The organism is Actinomycetes bacterium (assembly GCA_036000965.1).
Taxonomy (GTDB): domain Bacteria; phylum Actinomycetota; class CALGFH01; order CALGFH01; family CALGFH01; genus DASYUT01.
In genome coordinates this window covers 1-18677 of sequence record DASYUT010000323.1, presented here as the reverse complement: position 1 = coordinate 18677, position 18677 = coordinate 1, and the positions used below count along the sequence as shown (strand labels likewise).

16 protein-coding genes are annotated in these 18677 nt (G+C 72.3%); 4 read left to right on the top strand and 12 right to left on the bottom strand.

Annotated features, from left to right (window positions below):
• Window positions 1-11 precede the first annotated feature (11 nt).
• The 5 genes from VG276_29480 to VG276_29460 form a co-directional block, all read right to left on the bottom strand.
• On the bottom strand, window positions 12-941 hold the full coding sequence (locus tag VG276_29480) for a glutamine amidotransferase (GenBank protein HEV8653419.1): 930 nt from the start codon (window positions 939-941) through the stop codon (window positions 12-14).
• A 70-nt stretch (window positions 942-1011) separates the two neighbouring features.
• Entirely contained in the window at window positions 1012-2409 is a 1398-nt protein-coding gene (locus VG276_29475; protein ID HEV8653418.1) for a glutamine synthetase, read from the bottom strand.
• 130 nt (window positions 2410-2539) lie between these two features.
• Window positions 2540-2929, bottom strand: coding sequence for a hypothetical protein (locus VG276_29470; GenBank protein ID HEV8653417.1), 390 nt, complete (start codon window positions 2927-2929; stop codon window positions 2540-2542).
• A 219-nt stretch (window positions 2930-3148) separates the two neighbouring features.
• Window positions 3149-4654, bottom strand: coding sequence for an APC family permease (locus VG276_29465; GenBank protein HEV8653416.1), 1506 nt, complete (start codon window positions 4652-4654; stop codon window positions 3149-3151).
• 308 nt (window positions 4655-4962) lie between these two features.
• Complete coding sequence (locus VG276_29460; GenBank protein ID HEV8653415.1) at window positions 4963-5547, bottom strand: flavin reductase family protein; 585 nt, start codon at window positions 5545-5547, stop codon at window positions 4963-4965.
• Window positions 5548-5632: 85 nt separating this feature from the next.
• Here VG276_29460 and VG276_29455 point away from each other — a divergent pair, with 85 nt between their 5' ends.
• Window positions 5633-6466: an IclR family transcriptional regulator gene (locus VG276_29455; GenBank protein ID HEV8653414.1), complete on the top strand. Its 834-nt coding sequence runs from the start codon at window positions 5633-5635 to the stop codon at window positions 6464-6466.
• Between the two features lie 43 nt (window positions 6467-6509).
• Here VG276_29455 and VG276_29450 read toward each other — a convergent pair whose 3' ends face one another.
• The 5 genes from VG276_29450 to VG276_29430 all read right to left on the bottom strand — a co-directional run bounded on the left by VG276_29450 (window position 6510) and on the right by VG276_29430 (window position 11328).
• A complete protein-coding gene (locus VG276_29450) occupies window positions 6510-7466 on the bottom strand; it encodes a threonine/serine dehydratase (GenBank protein HEV8653413.1) in 957 nt (318 codons plus the stop codon).
• A gap of 85 nt (window positions 7467-7551) precedes the next feature.
• Complete coding sequence (locus VG276_29445; protein HEV8653412.1) at window positions 7552-9210, bottom strand: hypothetical protein; 1659 nt, start codon at window positions 9208-9210, stop codon at window positions 7552-7554.
• Entirely contained in the window at window positions 9186-9956 is a 771-nt protein-coding gene (locus tag VG276_29440; protein HEV8653411.1) for an ABC transporter ATP-binding protein, read from the bottom strand. The genes VG276_29445 and VG276_29440 overlap by 25 nt, the downstream gene beginning before the upstream one ends.
• 77 nt (window positions 9957-10033) lie before the next feature.
• Window positions 10034-10645: an aminoacyl-tRNA hydrolase gene (gene pth / locus VG276_29435; protein ID HEV8653410.1), complete on the bottom strand. Its 612-nt coding sequence runs from the start codon at window positions 10643-10645 to the stop codon at window positions 10034-10036.
• Window positions 10646-10692: 47 nt separating this feature from the next.
• Window positions 10693-11328 carry a 50S ribosomal protein L25/general stress protein Ctc gene (locus tag VG276_29430; protein ID HEV8653409.1) on the bottom strand — a complete coding sequence of 212 codons (636 nt, stop codon included), beginning with the start codon at window positions 11326-11328 and terminating at the stop codon, window positions 10693-10695.
• A 385-nt stretch (window positions 11329-11713) separates the two neighbouring features.
• Here VG276_29430 and VG276_29425 point away from each other — a divergent pair, with 385 nt between their 5' ends.
• Window positions 11714-12640, top strand: coding sequence for a hypothetical protein (locus VG276_29425; GenBank protein HEV8653408.1), 927 nt, complete (start codon window positions 11714-11716; stop codon window positions 12638-12640).
• 247 nt (window positions 12641-12887) lie between these two features.
• On the opposite strand, the gene VG276_29420 is transcribed toward VG276_29425, so the two are convergent.
• Window positions 12888-14771, bottom strand: a complete 1884-nt coding sequence (locus VG276_29420; protein HEV8653407.1) for a prolyl oligopeptidase family serine peptidase — start codon at window positions 14769-14771, stop codon at window positions 12888-12890.
• Between the two features lie 62 nt (window positions 14772-14833).
• Complete coding sequence (locus VG276_29415) at window positions 14834-16372, bottom strand: hypothetical protein (GenBank protein HEV8653406.1); 1539 nt, start codon at window positions 16370-16372, stop codon at window positions 14834-14836.
• 457 nt (window positions 16373-16829) lie between these two features.
• Here VG276_29415 and VG276_29410 point away from each other — a divergent pair, with 457 nt between their 5' ends.
• Both VG276_29410 and VG276_29405 read left to right on the top strand, forming a co-directional pair.
• The gene (locus tag VG276_29410) at window positions 16830-18299 is read left to right on the top strand and encodes an aminotransferase class I/II-fold pyridoxal phosphate-dependent enzyme (protein ID HEV8653405.1); all 1470 of its coding nucleotides are present in this window, start codon (window positions 16830-16832) and stop codon (window positions 18297-18299) included.
• A gap of 151 nt (window positions 18300-18450) precedes the next feature.
• Window positions 18451-18677, top strand: a 227-nt coding sequence (locus VG276_29405; GenBank protein ID HEV8653404.1) for a hypothetical protein, incomplete at its 3' end; no start/stop codon positions are given.

Below are 18677 nucleotides of genomic sequence, written 5' to 3'. Positions count from 1 at the left end.
CCCCAAGCCCCCTACCTGCTCCACACCAGCACCTCGCTCTCGTAGGGGTCGACCGTGTCGATCTCGCGGTCGACGACGGCCCGGATCGCGACCTCCTCGGAGGCCAGGACGACCAGGGCCGGGGTCTCGTAGAGCACCAGCGGCTTGGCCGCCATCTCGTCCTTGGCCACCCCGAGGCTGTCGCCGGTGACCACCGCGTAGGTGAAGACCCCGTCGAAGTCCTCGAGGCTCTGCTTCATCGCCGTCTCCAGCGACAGGCCCTCGGCGCGCCTCTCGGCGATGTAGACCGCGATGATCTCGGAGTCGCACTCGGACTGGAAGCGGTGGCCGAGCCGCTCGAGGCGGCGCCGCCACTGGTGGTAGTTGGTGAGCTGGCCGTTGTGGACGACGGCGATGTCGGAGAACGGGTAGGCCCAGTACGGGTGGGCGCCGGAGATGTCCACGTCGGACTCGGTGGCCATGCGCGCGTGGCCGATGGCGTGGGTGCCGCGGAACGACTCGAGGCCGTACTGGCGGGCGACCGTCTCGGCGTCCCCGAGGTCCTTGACGATCTCGAGGGAGCTGCCGAGGGAGAGCACCTCACAGTCGGGGATGTCCTCGACGTAGTCGGTGAGCGCCTTGAGGTCGCCGTCGTAGCTCAGCCGCACCCGGTAGGCGTACTCGGTGGCCCCCTCGACGCGGTCGACGGTGGCGCCGATCTTGCCCAGCCGCGCGTCCAGCTCCATGCGGTGCTGCTCGAGCCGCTCGGCGAAGCCGAAGTCGCGCGGGGTGTTGGCGTCGGCGAGCTTGAGGCGCATGACCAGCCCGTCGCCGGGCGGACCGTACAGCGCGAAGCCGCTGGAGTCGGGCCCCCGGTGCTTCATCGCCTGGAGCATGCGGGTCATCTCCTGGCCGATGTCCGCGGGGCCGTCCCTGTGGATGATTCCGGCGATACCGCACATACGGGTGCCTCCTGCCTACGCCATACCGGGCCTGCCGGACCGCTGCCTTGTCGCGGTCCGGCAGGACGCCTCACGGAAGGATGTCGAGGTACTCCTTCACGTCCCAGTCCGAGACCGTCGCGATGAAGCGCTCCCACTCGTCGCGCTTGTAGTGCATGAAGACCCTGTACATCTCGCCGGGCAGCGCTGACTTGACGATCTGGTCGCCCTCGAGCGCGTCCAGCGCCTCGCCGAGCGTGGACGGGATCCGCTGCACCGGCTTGCCTGCCTGGATCGCCTCGTAGATGTTGCGCTCCTCGGGCGGGCCGGGGTCGAGGTTGCGCTCGATGCCGTCCTTCATGCTCACCAGCAGCCCGGCGAACGACAGGTAGGGGTTGACCGCGGAGTCGACAGAGCGGAACTCGAACCGGCCCGGCGCGCTGATCCGCAGGGCCGTGGTGCGGTTCTGGAAGCCCCAGTCGGCGAAGATCGGGGCCCAGAAGCCGGCGTCGGCGAAGCGGCGGTAGGAGTTCACCGTCGGGGAGGTGATCGCCGACAGGCCGCGCAGGTGCTCGAGCACCCCGCCGATCGCGTTCAGCCCGGTCTTGCCCGGCAGGCGCGGGTTGTCGCCGTCGGGCAGGAACATGTTCTCGTCGCCCTGCCACAGCGAGATGTTGTGGTGGCAGCCGTTGGCCGACACGCCCATGAACGGCTTGGGCATGAAGCAGGCGAAGGTGCCCGTCTCGCGGCCGACCTGCCGGCAGATCTGGCGGTAGGTGGTGAGCCGGTCGGCGGTGAGCTCGGCCCGGTCGAACATGAAGTTGAGCTCGAGCTGCCCGGGGGCGTCCTCGTGGTCGCCCTGGATCATGTCCAGCCCCAGCTTCTGGCCGTACTCGACGACCTTGTGGATGATCGGCTGCAGCTCGGAGAACTGGTCGATGTGGTAGCAGTAGGGCTTGGTCATGCCCTCGACGCTCGGCTTGCCGTCGGGGCCGAGCTTGAGCCACATCATCTCGGGCTCGCAGCCGGCCCGCAGGTGCAGGCCGGTGTCCTGCTCGAACTGGTCGTGGATGCGCCTCAAGTTGCCGCGACAGTCGGAGGTGAGGTAGGCGCCGCCGTCGACCTCCTCCTCGCGGCCCCGGAACAGGGTGCAGAACACCCGGGCCACCTTCGGGTCCCAGGGCAGCGCCTGGAAGGTGTCGACGTCGGGCAGGCCGACCAGCTCGCGAGCCTCAGGCCCGTAGCCGATGTAGTCGCCGTGCCGGTCGATGAACAGGTTCGCGGTGGCTCCGTAGACGAGCTGGAAGCCCCTACGGGCGATCGCCTCCCAGTGCGGGGTAGGGATGCCCTTGCCGACGATCCGGCCGGTCACCGACACGAACTGGTAGTAGACGTAGGTGATGCCGTCGGCGTCGATCCGTCGACGCACCTCGGCGATCGCGTCGTCACGCCCGTCCTGGGCGAGGAAACGTTCCAGGTCGGTAGGCAAGCGTTTCCCCTCTCGGTCAGAACCGGCGCGAACCTGGCAGGATCAGGCCGGTAATCGTTTCCTTCGAGTGAACGAGATCTCCTCGGATGATACGAAGCAGGAGGAGGCCGGGCAAGAGGCGCCTCGCCATCTAGTCGGGCGGCTCCGGACGGATCTCCCAGCGGGGAAGATTCCTGTACAGCTTCCGTACGCGCCGCCGGTGGCCGGGGAGGGAGAAGTAGTACCAGACGCCCAGGGCCACTGGGCCGGCCAGCAGCAAGGACCGGTCGACGAACAGGACCAGCACGGCGAACACGGGCACGATCACCAGCACCCCGGCGAACGTCGTCCACTTCGCGCGGCGGACCGCCAGCGCGTAGGCGCGGTACTCGTCGGCCGGGACCTTGCCGGTGTCCCAGGCGGTCCCGCAGCGCCCACAGCGCCAGACCGTGCCGATCGGCACCCGGGCAGACTCGCCGCAGGTGCAGGTGACCTTCAGCGACACGCCCTGGACGTGGGGGACCTTCTCCACCTCTGCCACCGATACGGACCTCTCTGTCGAGCGATACGACCTCTTCTGTCGTTCGTCCTCACCTGTTGTCGTTCGTCCTTGCCTGTTGTGTCGTTCGTCCTTGCCTCTTCCGTCGTTCGTCCTTGCCTGCGAGCCTGCGAGCCTGCGAGCCGGGGGCTCGCCCCTCGCCCCAGTGGGGGCCTGGACGGGACCGGTCTGCCGCCCACTGGGGCGAGGATGCTCGTCCGCCTAGCTCGGCGGCGCGGCCTCCGTCGCCGACCGGTCGGCCTGGGCCGGGACGGCCGGGGTGTTGTCCTGGAGCCGGAACGGCAGCTTGTCCTCGACGACCCGCCGGTAGACGTAGAGCAGGATGGCCACGACGAGCGTCACGATCCCGATCAGCAGCTCCTTGAAGCTGCCGTAGCCGGTGAGCTCGAACGAGGGGGCGCCGATGAGCAGGAACACCAGGTTGACCACGGCAAGGATCCCCGCCGCGTAGAGCCACACGGGCGCCAGGCGCAGCGGTCGCGGCCAGTCGGGCCGGTCCCGCCGCAGCAGCAGGATGGCCGACAGCGCGAACACGTGACACAGGACGTAGCCGAGGTTGCTGGCGGCCAGGATGGCGATGGTGGAGTTCAGCACGAGCACCGCGACGACGTTGACGACCATGTCGACGGTCATCGCCCGGGCCGGCACGTGGAAGCGGTTGAGATGCCCGAGCCACCGGACCGTCATGCCCGACTTGGAGATCCCGTACAGGGCCCGGGAGCCGTCCATGGTGGCCGTGTTCATGGCCAGGATGAACGCCGCGATGAGCAGCGGGATCACCAGGTTGGCACCCACCCCGACTATCTGGTTGAGCTCGGTGACGTAGAAGGTGTAGTCCAGCGCCCCCTTGGCGATCTCGCTGCCCGGCAGCACGCCGCCCACCCCGATAGGGAGGAGCGCGTACACCACCAGCGAGAACATCGCGGACCGGCGCAGGGCGAGCGCCGTGTCGCGCTCGGAGTCCTTGTACTCCGGCGCGAACGTGGCCGCCGCCTCCACGCCATACGACGACCAGGCCATCAGGTAGAGCCACACCAGGGCCAGCCGCCAGCTGTCCCACGTCGTGCCTGCGGCGTCGATCTCCCAGGTGAGGTTGGAGCCGTGGAAGTCACCGGTGAGGTAGGGGACGAACATGAACAGCACGAGCGGGATGAGCAGCAGCGCGCCGGTCACGTAGGCGACCCACACAGCCGGCTTGACGCCCAGCGTGTTCAGCACCCACACGGCCACGATGAGCACGATGGCGACGACCCGCGGGAACGTGAGGGTCACGCCGAGGATGCTGGTCTCCCAGGTGGCGTCTGCGAACCACTGGGCGTGGATGAGCCCGCCGATCACGAGGCCGTTGATCGCGAGCACGACCGTCCAGCCGGCCCAGTAGCCGAGCGCCGCCATCGGCCCGGCCAGGGTGAAGTACCGCCGCCAGCCCTCGTGGGCGTAGATCGGGATGCCGCCCGCGCGGTCGGGGAACATCGTGGCCGGCTCGGTGTACACCTTGTTCTGCACGACCGCGATCAGCATCGACGCGGTCCACAGGGCGAAGGCTCCCCACGCGCCGAGCGAGCCGATGGAGGCTCCGAGGCTGGCGATGAGGAAGCCGGGGTTGGCCAGGCAGACGACGAAGCCGTCGTACCAGTGGAGCAGCTTCAGCAACTGGCGGTCGTCGACCTCGACGACGCCGCCTTGTGCTGGGGCAACATGATCCATGGTCCTTCTCCCGCCGGTGTCAGAAGGTTGGGGGCGTTGCACTAGCTGGCAGGGACCACGAGCGGGCACGGACCCCTCGGTCCGGGTCGGGGTCGGGTGCGCGGCGACCCCGGCTGCCGTCAGGAGGCGTGCCGGTGCGTGGCGTCAGTCCGGCGGGGAGCGGCTGAGGCGCGTGCCCGAGCAGGCCAAGACGGCTCATCCTCTCTGGTGGCCAGGCCACCTCCGACGATAGGGGGCCAAACGGGCCATACCATAGCGCCTGCGCCAGCGCGCACCTAGCAGCTCGTTACGTAGCTCCTGCGTAGCTCCTACACGGCCCGCAGGTACCGGCTACGGTGGAAGATCAGCGGGGAGCCGTCGTCGGTGGCCACGCTCTGCACCCTGCCGAGCAGGATCACGTGGTCGCCGCCGTCGTAGGAGACCTCGAGCGAGCAGTCGATGTGCGCGATGCACCCCTCGATGAGCGGTGCCCCGGTCGCCCCGATCCAGTAGGGCACCGAGGCGAACTTGTCGTCCGAGGGCCGCGCGAAGTGGCGGGAGACCCATTCCTGGTCGGCGCTGAGCACGTTGATGGCGTAGCCGCACCCGACCTGGAAGGCCTGCAGGCTGGGCGCGTTGCGGTGCAGGCAGACGAGCACGAGCGGCGGGTCGAGCGACACCGACGTGAACGAGTTGGCGGTGAAGCCCATGAGCTTGCCGTCGGGCGCCCGGGTGGTCACCACGGTCACCCCGGTGATGAACGAGCCAGCGGCGCGCTTGAAGTCCTCGACGGCGATCCGCTCGGCGTCCTCGTCGAGCTCGACCGGAGCGGCGTCGGCGCCGAGGTCGGCGTGCGGCACGCCGGCACGGTGGTCGAGGACCTCCCGGCCAGTGTCCTCCTGGTGGGCGAGCAACGGACCTCCTCTGCTATTATTGCCAAGGAGCCAATTGCTATTGCGGCTCACCCAAAAGCCTAGCGTGTCGCGCAGGGGGACACAAGTGCCGCGTACCGGAAAGCCCGCCACACGGACCGTGCAGTCGGTCGACCGCGGCTTGGCGCTGCTGTGGATGCTGGCCGACGAGGACGGCGAAGCCGGCCTCGGGGTGGTGGAGGCGTCGGAGCGCCTTGGCGTCGACCCGAGCACGGCCTCCCGGCTGCTCGCCTCGCTGGTGGCCGCCCAGCTCGCCGCCCGCGACCCGGTGACCGGCCGGTACCGGATGGGCCTGGGCGCCGTCCGCCTGGCCAGCTCGGCGCCGGTGGCGGTCGCCGCCGGCGAGCGCGAGCTCCGCCAGGTCGCCCGCCGCACCCTCTACCTGTTGGAGGAGGGCACGGGCGAGACGGTCGTGCTGGACGTGCGCGGCCAGGCCACGGCCACCCTGGTCGACGTGGTACCGAGCCGGCGGTCGGCACCGCAGCTCGCCTGGCTCAACATGCGCCGGCCGCTGCACGCCACCGCGGACGGCAAGGTGCTGCTCGCCCACGCCCCGGACGAGGTCTCCGAGGCCGAGCTGGGCCGCGCCCTGGACCGGCTCGCCCCGCGGACCGTGACCGACCCGGCCGCGCTGCGCTCCCAGCTCGCCGAGATCCGCAGGCTGGGCTATGCCGTCACCGAGGGTGAGCACCAGCCCGGCGTCAACGTGATCGCCGCGCCGGTCGAGAACGCGACGGGCAGGGCCATCGCCGCCCTGGCCATCGAGGGGCCCGCCGAACGCTTCGACCGCATCGGCATGCGCCGGGCCCTGGACCTGCTGCTCCCCCGCGCCGGCGAGCTGTCGCGCAACCTGGGCGCGCCCACCGGCGCTGTCATCCCCTCCCCGGACCCGTTCGCCTGAGCGCCCGCCGGCTTGGTCTGAGCAGGTGCTTCGCGCAAAGGCATCAAGCATCGGCGGGGAACCGGGGGACGACCACCCCGAGGTCGACGTTGCCACCCGACAGGATGGCCCCCACCCGCGCGCCGGCCACGTCCCCGGCTCGGCCGGTGAGCAGGGCGGCGACCGCCGCCGCGCCGGCCGGCTCGACCACGACCTTCATCCGTTCCATCACGAAGCGCACCGCGGCCAGGATCTCGCCGTCGGTCACGAGCACGACCTCGTCGACGACCTCGCGGAACAGCGGGAGGGTGACCGGCCCGGCGAACGGCGCGCAGAGCCCGTCGGCCACCGAGCGGGGCACGACCGGCACCGGGTGGCCGGCGGCCAGGGCGGCGGTGAGCGCGGCGGCCCCCTCCGGCTCGACCCCGAGGACCCGGCACCCGGGGTTGGCGTCGCGCACGGCCAGGGCCGTGCCGCAGATCAGCCCGCCCCCGCCGACGCAGCAGACCCAGAGGTCGACCGGACCGGCGCCCTCGACCAGCTCCAGCCCTGCCGTGCCCTGGCCGGCCACGATCTCAGGGTCGTCGAACGGGTGCACGAAGTACAGGCCGCGTTCCTGCTGCAGCCGCTCGCACTCGGCGAACGACTCCACCGTGGTCTCCCCGTGGAGCACCACGTCGGCGCCGTAGTCGCGGCAGGCGGCAACCTTGGTCGCGGGGGCGGTGCGCGGCATGACCACTGTGGCCTTCGCCCCCACCTGGGCCGCGGCCCAGGCCAGGGCGCCAGCGTGGTTGCCGGCCGAGACGGCCACGAGCCCGCGCTCGCGGTCGGCGTCGGGCAGGGTGATGAGCCGGTTGAGCGCGCCGCGGGCCTTGAACGAGCCGGTCTTCTGGACCGCCTCGTTCTTGAGCAGCACCGTCGCGCCCGTGCGGCGGTCCAGGGTGGCCGAGGTGACCACCGGGGTGCGGTGCACCCGGCCGGCGATGCGCGCCGCCGCCGACCGTACCGCGTCTGCGTCCACCCCGTGCTCCTCTCGTTTGTCCCCCGCCGAGGGCTCCCTCGGCGCCCACTGAGCCTACCGCGCCGGCGCCGGGCCGCCGGAGATCCTAGGGGCGGGTGGCGGCGAGGATCTCGGGGCCGCGGCGCTCGAACAGGGCGGCCGCCAGGAGCAGGGCGACGGCGTAGGCGGCGAGGCCGTAGCCGGTGGCCAGCGGCAGGGTGAGCGCCCACCAGGCGCGGCCGGCGAACAGGGGCCAGGCCACGGCCGCCGCCACCGGGACGAGCAGGACCGACACGACCGCGAAGGCGGCGAGCTGGAACAGCGCCACCGTGCACCCCTGCCGCTCGGACGTGGCCAGCAGGTTCGCGTCGTCGTCGGGCACCGGGTAGGGCAGCAGGGCCGAGCAGAGCCCGCCCACGGCCAGCGCCACGCCCAGCGTGGCCGGGGCGGCGGCCAGCCCGACCAGGCTCTCCCCCACCCGGCCGGTGACGGCGGCGAGGATCGCGCCCACCCCGGCCACACCGGCCAGCAGCACGGCGCCCAGGGCCAGGTGCTTGCCGAGCAGCAGCTCGCGCGCGTGCACCGGCGCGGCCAGCAGCTGGGCGAGCGGATGGCCCTCCCAGCCGAACGCGTTGAAGCCGACGTTCAGGGTGCCGAACAGCACCACCGTGGGCAGCAGCAGGGCCGGCTCGAGCTCGCGTGGCCCGAGCCCCACCCTGCCCCTGACCAGACCGGCCGCCACCAGCACGAGCGAGGTGACCACGGCCGAGGCCCAGGCCGCCCGGAGCCGGGGTGCGCGCCAGGCGTAGCGGAGGTCCTTGGCGGCCAAGGCGAGCGCCGGCCCGCCGACGCCCCTGGCGATGACCGACCCGCCGACGCCCCTGGTCCTGGCGCCGAGCAGTCCGCGCCGGCGCGACCCCGGGCCGGGCTGGTCCCCGCTGGCCGGCGACCCGGTCATCGCCCGGCGCAGGGCCATGCGCCACAGGGCGACCGAGGCGGCCAGGAAGGCCGCGGAGGCCAGCGCCCAGGCGAGCGCCCCGGGCACGTCGGCGGCGGCCGCGCGCTCGACCACCCGGGCGGCGGTCCCGGGCGGGGTGAACTGCAGGAAGCGCGACGGCCCGAGCGAGAGCAGCGGGCTGCCCGGCCCCTGGGCGTCCCCGGCCGCCGCGCCGCCGGCTGCGCCGCCGAACGGGTCGGCCTCGGCGAAGCGCACCATCAGCCAGAGGGAGGCGGCCACCACGGGGACCAGGAGCGCGACCAGGTCGCGGGTGCGCCGGTTGCGCAGGAACCCGGAGGCGAGGGTGACCAGTGCCTGGTTGCCGACCAGGACGTGGGCGAGCCCGAGCAGCACGCCGAGCCAGACCAGCGGCCCCGCTCCGAAGCCGGCCAGGGCGGCCAGGAAGAACAGGCCGCCGAGCAGAGTGGGCAGGCCGAACGCGCTCGCCGCGAGCAGTCCGGTCAAGAGTTCCCAGCCGGCGACGGGATACACGGCCAGGCGGGCCGGAGAGAGCCCCTCGGTCAGGCTCACCGCCATCGCCGGGAGCAGCAGCCACAGGACCCAGACGGTGAAGAACACGGTGAACAGCAGCTCGCGGGCGGCGTCGGGGCTCAGGCGGCGGTAGGCGACCAGGGTGCCGATGGCCAGCAGCAGGGCGATCGGCAGCAGCCCGACCAGGGCGAGCACCAGGGCCAGGGCCCGGCGCCAGTCCCGCGCCACCGCGCCAGCGGCCAGGCGCCACTTCAGCCAGACGATGCGGCCAACCATGCCAGGTCCGATGCGGCCAGGCTCTCCACCCCGATCAGGCGGTAGAACAGCTCGTCGAGGTCTGCCACGCCGTGCCGGCGGCAGAGCCCCTCGACGCTCCCCTGGGTCACCAGGCGACCCTCGTGGATCACGCCGACCAGGTCGGAGGTCCGCTCCACCAGCGCCATCACGTGGGAGGTCATCACCACTGCGGCCCCGCCGGCCACCACCCGGCGCAGCACCTCCGACATCGTGCGGGCCGAGATGGGGTCGACCGACTCGAACGGCTCGTCCAGGAAGAGCACCCTGGGCGAGTGGATGATCGCCGCGGCCAGCGCCACCTTCTTGCGCATGCCCTGGGAGTAGTCGGCGATCAGGCGGCCGGCGTCCCGCTCGAGGCCGAGCACGCCGAGCAGCTCGTCCCGGCGCCTGGCCACCTCGGGGCCGGGCAGGCGCTGCATGTGGCCGGCGAAGTCGACGTACTCGGCGCCGGTCAGCCGCTCGTAGAGGTTGAGGGTGTCGGGCAGCACCCCGAGGCGCGCCTTGGCCCGCACCGGGTCCCGCCACAGGTCCACGCCGTCGACCAGGACCCTGCCGGCGTCGGGACGCAGCATGCCGACGCTCATGCGGATCGTGGTGGTCTTGCCCGCCCCGTTCGGGCCGACCAGGCCGTAGAACACCCCCGGCTCGATCTCGAGGTCGATGCCCGCGACCGCGGCCTTGCCGCCGAAGCGCTTGGCCAGCCCGTGGATCTGGAGCACCGGCATGCTGGCGGGTCCTCCTTCGTGCCTGCCTGTTCCTGCCTGCCTGGGCCGGGTCGCGGTGCGCCGCCGGCCCCCCCGGCTCACCGGTTGTTGCGGTCCTGGGCCCGTTCGAGCGGGAGGGTGACCACGTCCACGACCGCGTCGGCGCCCCGCTCGACGAGCACCCCGAAGTCTTCCGCGATCCGCTTGGGGATCGGCTCCAGCACGTAGTCGGCCGGGTCCTGGCGGCCCGGGGGACGGCCGACGCCGAGCCTGACGCGGTAGAACGCGGGCGAGCCGAGCGCCTTGACGATGTCCTTGAGGCCGTTGTGGCCGGCCGTGCCGCCGCCCTGGCGGACCTGGAGCCGGCCCTCGGCCAGGTCGATCTCGTCGTGCACGATCACGACCCGCTCCACCGGCACCTTGTGGTACCGCGAGAGCAGGGACGCGGGCCCGCCCGAGTCGTTCACGTAGCTGTCGGGCCGGGCCAGCACGACACGGGTGCCGCCCTCGCGGACCTCGGCGACCCGGGCGCGGTTGCGCGACTTCTTGAGCTTCTGGCCGTACCGCTCGGCCAGCCGGGTGACCACCATGGCGCCGGCGTTGTGCCTGGTGTTGGCGTACCCGTCGTCGGGGTTGCCGAGCCCGAGCACGAGCCAGGGCCCGGTGTCGGTACCGGTACCGACACCGGGTGCGGTGGTGGGCGCGGCCACGGCGCGGAGCGCGGCGAGACCGGGGAACCGCAGTGCGACCGTGGCCCCTACGCCTCCTCCGCGCCGCCCTCGGCGGTCGCCTTCGTGCCTTCCTCGCCCTCGGCGGCCTCCTCGGCCTCCTCGGCCTCCTCGACGACCCTGGGGGCCACGATGGAGACGACCGGGGCCTCGGGGTCGTCGAGGATGGTGGCTCCTTCGGGCGCCTTCAGGTCGGCCACCCGCAGCACGTCGCCGAGGGCGAGGCCGGAGACGTCGGCCTCGATCTGCTCGGGGACGCTGGTCACCTCGGCCTCGACGTTGGCCTGGTAGAGGTCCTGGTCGGCGATGCCGCCCTCGCGCACGCCGGGCGCCTCGCCGACCAGGTGCACCGGCACCTGCACGTGGACCTTCTCGCCCCGGCGGACCAGCAGGAAGTCGACGTGGATGAAGGTGCCCCGGACCGGGTGGCGCTGGACCTCCTTGGCCAGCGCGAGGCGCCGCTTCGAGCCGACCGACAGCGCGATGAGCACGTTGGCGCCGGTGCGCAGGGCGTGGCCGAACTCCCGGGCGTCGATGCTCAGGTGCTCCGGCGCCATGCCGTGGCCGTAGAGGACGGCGGGCACGCGCCCGGCGGCGCGGGCGCGGCGGTTGGCTCCCTTCCCGGTGTCCGACCGGGGCTCGGCGGCAAGCTTGTACTCGGACATGGGGGGTGGCCTCCTCGAGGTTGAACAGCGCAGAATCCTGGTGCGGCGCGGCCACGCGCCGCACGCGCGGGCCAGCGCCGAGAGCCCCGGCCTGCGGCGGGGCCCGGCGAGGGTAGCACGCTTCAGGCGGACAGGTCGAAGGCGGGCGCCGCCCGGCCGCGTCGGTATAGGAGAAGCCCCGGCCGTGGCGCCTGCGTACGATGCCGGGGCCGGAGCAGTCGACCCGCCGGATCCTGGCCATGGCGGCCTGGTACCCCCCATTCCGTGGGCCAACCTCGTGCCGGAACCCGTTCGGTGGTTGTGCAGTGCTTGGTTTGAAACCCGAGCGCACCGGCAAGGCCGACGCGAAGCGCGGCAGGGTGCCGCGCCCGAGAGGAGCACGGACATGGGCATCCTGGCCATCGAGTACCGGCGCGGCTTCGAGAACGCCTGGTCGAACGTTGCCACCTTCCTGCCCAAGCTGGTCGCCGCGATCGTCATCATCCTGGTCGGGCTGTTCGTGGCCAGGCTGGCCGCGAGCCTGCTGAACAAGGTGCTCGAGCGGGTCGGCTTCGACCGCGCGGTGGAGCGCGGCGGCATCAGGCAGCTGCTGGCCCGCAGCAAGTACGACGCCTCCGACATCCTGGCCAAGCTGGTGTTCTGGACGCTGGTGCTGATCACCCTGCAGCTCGCCTTCGGCGTGTTCGGCAGCAACCCGGTCAGCGACCTGCTCGAGGGCCTGATCGCCTACCTGCCCAACGTCGTCGTGGCGATCATCATCGTCGTGGTCGCCGGGGTCGTCGCGCGGGCGGTCAAGGACCTGCTCACGAGCCTGCTCGGCGCGGTCGAGGGCGGCCGGTTCATCGCCACCGCGGCCAGCGTGGCCATCCTGGTCTTCGGCGTCTTCGCCGCCCTCGACCAGCTCAAGATCGCCCCGCGGATCGTCACCGGCCTGTGGTACGCCCTGCTCGCGATCGTGGTCGGCTCGGCGGTCGTCGCCATCGGCGGCGGCGGGATCCGCACCATGCAGCGGTACTGGGAGCGGGCCGCCAGCCGGGTCGAGGAGCGCGGACCCGTGTACCGCGACCAGGTGCGGACCTCGGCCCAGGCCCAGACCGTGCGGCCCGACGCACCCCCCGTCGACCCCGGCGCCACCACGATCGCCACCGACCGGCGGCGCGCCGCCGAATCAGGCCAGCCGGGCGCGGTGCCGGTGCCGCCGGACCGGCCCGGCCCGGCACCGTCCGACCGGCCAGGCCCGGTGCCGTCCGACCGGCCAGGCGAGGCCGTACCGGACCGGCCGGGCGATGACCGGACACGGCCGCTGAGTTGACCCATTCCAGGCCAGTCATCGCCGGCTCACGCCGCGGCTCCGGGAGCGCTCCCGGAGCCGCGGCGTGTTGGCGGCTGGAGCGGATCAGCCAGACTGGTTCAGTGCGGAACTCCTGCGGGTAGGGCGACGAGTGCGTGGGACGTGGACTCCTCCGGGAACGGTCGTCCCCGGTGTCGAGATGTCCACCACAGCAGAGCGGGTCAACTTCACGCCAAGGACCGGCCGCTGCGCTCGCCTGACCGGTGGTTCAGCGGCGCTCAGCCAGCGTCCGCCGATAGAACGCCGCCTCCTCCCGGAGGGCGTGCCGGATGCTTTCGGCTCGGCGAAAGCCGTGTCCTTCACCTGGGAACATGAGGTAGACATGCGGGATGCGTTTGCGGTCGAGCGTCTGGGCCATCGCCTCGGATTGGGCCGGGGGGACGATCGTGTCGTCGAGGCCCTGCAGGAGGATGACAGGACAGGCGATCCGGTCGGCGGCGTGGAGGGGTGACCTTGCCCGGTAGGTATCGGCCTGCTCCGGGTAGGGTCCGACGAGACGGTCGAGGTAATGGGCCTGGAACTTGGGGGCCTTGTGGCGGAAGGTCTCGAGGTCGGCGATCCCGAAGTAGCTGGCGCCGGCCGTGAACAGATCGCGGAAGGCAAGGGCGCACAGGGCGGTGTAGCCACCGGCGCTCGCCCCGGCGATCAGCAGGCCCTCGGGGTCGGCCCGGCCCGCCTCGACCAGGTAGCGAGCAGCCGCCAGGCAGTCGTCGACGTCGACGACGCCCCACTGGCCGGTCAGGCGCTCCCGATAGGCGCGACCGAGCCCGGTCGAGCCGCCGTAGTTGACGTCGACCACGGCGAACCCGCGGCTGGTGAAGAACTGCGTGCGCAGGTCGAGCCGCGCTTTGGCGTTCGCGGTGGGGCCGGGGTGAGGCTGGACTAGCAGCGGCGGCTGCTGCCCGTCCGGTCCGGTCACGTCCTTGCTGGTCGGCGGGTAGTAGAGCGCGTGAGCGGTCTGGCCGCCCACGGTCGGGAACCAGATCGCGCGGGGCACCGAGACATACCCGCGGTCGACCGCGATGTCGGTGCCGGCGAGCACCTCCACCCGCCCGCTTGCAAGGTCGACGGTCGCCACGGTCTGGTAGTGGGTTGGGCTGGCGCCGATGAGGGCTATGCGGTCGTTGACGGCGCGTAGGTAGGGCTTGATCGAGGTGAACGGCGACCGCAGGTCCTCAAGCCGACCGGTCCGCGGGTCGAGGAGAGCGAGGTGGTCTGTGCCATCTTGGTGGTAGCGGCAGGCCAGGCGGCCGTCGGCGAGGAACGCGTAGGTTGCGTAGTCGAGTTCCCACGGCGCGTCGGCGAACTCGGCCTGCATCGGCAGGAGGGCTTCGGTCCGGTCGTTGCGGTGCCGGTACAGGTTCCACCAGCCAGAGCGGTCGGAGATGAAGTGCAGCGTGCCGTCGGGGTGCCATTCGGGCTGGACGATCGACTCGGCAGGGCCGCCGGCGACGTGGCGGGCCGGGCCGAGCCGGCCGTCGGCGGTGAGGTCGGCGACCCACAGATCGGTGCCGTCCCAGGGCATGCTCGGGCGATCCCACGTGACCCAGGCCAGCCGCCGGCCGTCGGGGCTCGGGCGGGGTGCCGCGTAGAAGTCCCGCCCGCCGGCCACCACCCATGGAGCGGCCGACCCGTCCGACGGCAGCGCCGCCAGCTCGTTGATCACCTCCCCCTCCTGGTGCCGCTCGCGGACGCAGATCAGCAGCCGCCGGTCCGCGGTGAGGCGGGCGTCGGCGTAGCGGATCGTCGCTGGTATGGCCGGTGCCGGGGTGATCGGTCGCGGTGGCCGACCCTCGTCCAGCCGATACAGGCGCTGATCGTCCAGGCGGGACACCAGGAGCGTCGTGCCAGCGACCAGGTAGGCGCCGCCGCCGTACTCGTGCACCCGCGTGCCGACGTTGAAACCGGGCGGCACGGCGTCCACCCGTCCTTCCTGGGCGGTCCACTGGACCACCACGGTGCGGCCATCCTCCCAGGGTCGGCCTTCCAACCAGTACACCGCCCGGTCGGTCATCTGTACCGCGTCATAGGCGGTCGACCGGCTGGCGACCAGCTCGGCGGTGATCGGGGAGGGCCACGACCCATAGGGCATCACCCTCGCCGACGCGCCCCGTGCCCGCCGCCGTCCTCGTGCCGCTCTCATGGACGCAGTCGTCACAGGCACTCGGCGAGCCGCTGATCCAAGGCCTTCATGGCCTCGGTGTCGCGCCACCGCTCGTAGGCGTTACGGAACCGGCGGACGCGGTCCACGCCCGCCACCGACCGAGCCTCCAACGCTGCCGTCAGCGACTCGGCCGCCAGCCAGCCCGCCCGGTCGATGTCTCGCTGGTCGGCTTTGACGTAGGCGAGTTCCAGCAGCACCTCGGCCCGGCGCCTGGTGCACCACGGCTCGAGGGCGGCCAGCGCCTTGCCGAGCATGCACTCGGCCGTTGCAAGCTCGCCCAGCCGCCGGTAGCAGCAGCCGGCAACGGCGGCGAACCTGATGCGGTCGAACCGGTACATCCAGGCCGGGTCCTCCTCCGGTCTAGTCTGCTCGATCGCCACCTCGGCGCGATTGAGGGTCTTAAGGCACCCCTCGGCGTCTCCCATGGCGGCCAGGGCTTGCGCCTCGAGGGTCGCCAGCCACGACCGGACGGTTGCCGTCCCACTACGCGCGGCCGACGCGCTCGCCCCGCGAGCCAGCGCGAGCGCGTCGGCGACCGCGCCGTCGCTGCCCCGGACCTGGCTTCTGAACCCGCGGATATAGGCGTCAAGGGCCGGGTCGCCCGCCTCGCGGGTCGCGATGGCCGCGGTGGCGTAGTGCTGTTCGGCCGCCCGGCGGTCGTCGAGGTCATGGGACAACCAGGCGGCGTGCCCGGCCGTCTCGCCGGCAATGGCGGCCAGCCTGCGCCGCAGCACCCCCTGCTGGGTGCCATGCAGCAGCCGGGTCACCGCGTGCAGGTGGCCGGTCACCTCGTCGACCAGCTCGTAGGAGCTCAGGCTGTGGTACAGCTCCCGGTGGATGGCTGTCACCCGCTCGAGCCGGTCGACCGTGACCTTATCCACGCGCGTTGGGCGGCGGACGGCCAGCGACAGCCGATCCAGCGGCCCAGTGTGGACGTGCTGGCCGACCACGCTCCGCATGTCGGGTCCGCCGGCCACGCCAAGGATTGCGGCGACCTGAGCCAGCAGTGCGCGCTCGCCGTCGGAGGCGCCGATGTCGTCGAGCTGGTCGTCGGCCGGCGGGTCGCCGATGAGCGGAGCCGGCAGCGCCGCCTGCGCCGCCGGACCGGAGGACTGCTCTGCTGGGCCTTGGGTTGGGGTGTAGTCGATCGGGTCGGCGTTGCCGATCACCGGCCAGCCGAGTCTGGCCTGGTGGCAGGCGAACAGCCGGCACAGCCGGTCCAGGGAGTCCCGGGGATAGACCTCGCCGCGCAGCCAGCGCAGCACGTCGGCGTCCTGCAAGCCGGAAGCATCCAGCCCCTCTTGTGTCGCCAGAGCTTGCAGGGCCTCGCGGACGAAGCTGACCCCCCACCCGTTGGCGTGCATGCGGGCCTCGGCCGGGAACACCTCGCCACCGAAGCGGCGCAGGATCTCGTCTTGGATCTGCTCGACGGTCCATTCCCGGGTCCGGCCGAGGGTGGCGATCCAGCGCGCCTCCTGGATGAGCTGCCGCCGACGCGCCCGGCTCACCTCGGCCTTGCGTCGCCCCATACCACCTGCCTTGTTCGTTCGACCCGTTCCGGGCTGCGTAGGCTCAACGATTCACGTCCGCCGCTCTGTAGGCCTGCCATTGCCCCACCCGGGCAGGTCGCCCCATTCGTGCTGGTCATCCTACTTGGACGACGGACCAATGGCGACGCTGCAGCGGATACGCGACGTTGGGTCGCGAGACAGCCGTCGACCGCGAGGGCAGCAATATGAGGACGTGGGTTGCCGACGGCGCCGGGTTCGCCGTCAGCGTCGAACCCGGCGCTCGTGTCTTGGTTGACGCCCCGCTTGCCCCTGTGATGAGGGCCGCCAGGGGAGGTGGGCGCAGGTGAGCGCATGGCCACCAGATCAGCGGCGGCCCTATGTCGGCAAGGCGGCCATCCAGGCGTCGGTCACGGCGGCGGCTCCGCCAGCAGGAGCATCAGGCGGGCCGGCAGCGACCGTGCTACCAGGAGTCAGAGTGTCGCTCCGCTCCGACTTGGCCGCCCACGTGCCCTACAGCTCACCGCGACCGTGGGTGCCGGTGCGGCTGGACACCAACGAGAGCCCCTACCCGCCGCCGAACGGGCTGCGCGCCGCGCTGACCGAGCTTGCCAGGGACCATTCGTGGCATTGCTACGGCGACCTCGACGCTGTCCAGCTCCGCGCTCGGCTCGCCGAGCGACATGGGCACGCCGCCGAGGGGGTCTGGGTGGCCGCCGGCATCTGGGAAATTCTCCAGCAGGTCCTCCTCGCCTTCGCCGGCTCCGGCCGGACGGTACACATCCCGGAGCCAACCTGGGGTGGCTACCGGCATCTCGCCGCCATCACCGGTACCACCACGGTCCCACACGGCACAGCAGCCGACGTCCTGGTGCTCTGCTCGCCGAACAACCCCACCGGCGAGGTGATACCGCCCCCGGTCGTGGCCCACCTCTGCCAAGCGCATCCGACCAGCCTGGCGGTAGTCGACGAGGCCTACGCCGAGTTCAGCAGCGCGCCCAACGCGGTCGGGCTACTGCGCCAGCACCCCAACCTGGTGGTGGCCCGCAGCTTCTCGAAGGCGTTGGGGCTGGCCGACCTGCGGCTTGGCTACCTGCTGGCCCACCCGGCCGTCGTGGCGGGGCTTGAGCGGGTGCGCCTGCCCTATCACCCGTCGGGGTTCGCCCAGGCCGCCGGGCTGCTCGCCCTGGACCACCTGGCGGAGTTGCAGGCCACCATCGCCCGGGTCGTCGCCGAACGGGAGCGGGTCGTCGGTGCGCTGCTGGGGCTTCGCGGCCGGGGGGTCGAGCCCTGGCCCAGCCAGGCCAACTTCGTGTGCTTTGCCGTCCCGGGAACGGCTGCCGGGGTGCGGGGGGCACTGCTGGATCGGGGGGTCGCCGTCCGGGATGTATCCGACCAGCCGGGCCTGGCCGGCCATCTGCGGGTCACGGTGGGCACCCCGGCCGACAACGACGCCTTTGACGGGCAGGTCGAGGTCGCGCTGGTGTCGGCCCCGGCGCTGGGGCGGCGCTGGTGGGCGGTCCGCGGCCAGGGCGCCTGGACCACCGGCCCGCTGGACCCGACGCCGCGGCCGCTGGCGGTGTCGCGGGTGCAGGCGCTGTCCGGCGCGCACCTGGCTTATGGCGACCTGCGGGTTGATCCGTGGTTCCTCGGGCTGGCTGGAGTGTGCTGGCGCACCCGCGGCATCGGGGACTTCCTCATGTGGTGCCTGCTGGCCGACGGCGCCGTGGATGTCGTGGTCGGCCAGCCCGGCGACCGGGTCTGGGACCTGGCCGCCCCCATCCTCCTCGTTCAGGAGGCGGGCGGGCAGGTCACCGACCTGACCGGCCGGCCCTGGGTTGAGGGGCAGCTGGCCGTGGCCAGCAACGGGCTGCTCCACCCGGTCGTGGTCGACGCCATCCGCGCTGACCTCGCCCCGCACGCACCGGCGCGGGACCGCGGCGGCTGACCCGCCACCTCCGCCCGTCCCGCATCCCCGCTCCGCACGACCAGCCTCGGGCTGGCCTGGCCCGACGCGTACCCCGACCGCCCCACCACTCCCGACCGCCCCACCACTCCCGACGACCCCACCACCCCCGACGACCTGGAGGCCCCCCGGGATGCATCCCACCCCCGACCGCACCGCACCCCCCGACGATGACGCGCTGGTGCGCCGCTTCGGCTACCACTCCAAGCTCGCCCGCATGCTGGGCTGGGGGGAGTCGTTCGGGGTGGGATTCTCGTTCATCTCGGTCACCACCGGCATCTTCACCACCTTCGGGTTCCTCCTCAGCACGGCCGGGCCCAGAGGCATCTGGACCTGGCCGGTCGCCGTCGCCGGCCAAAC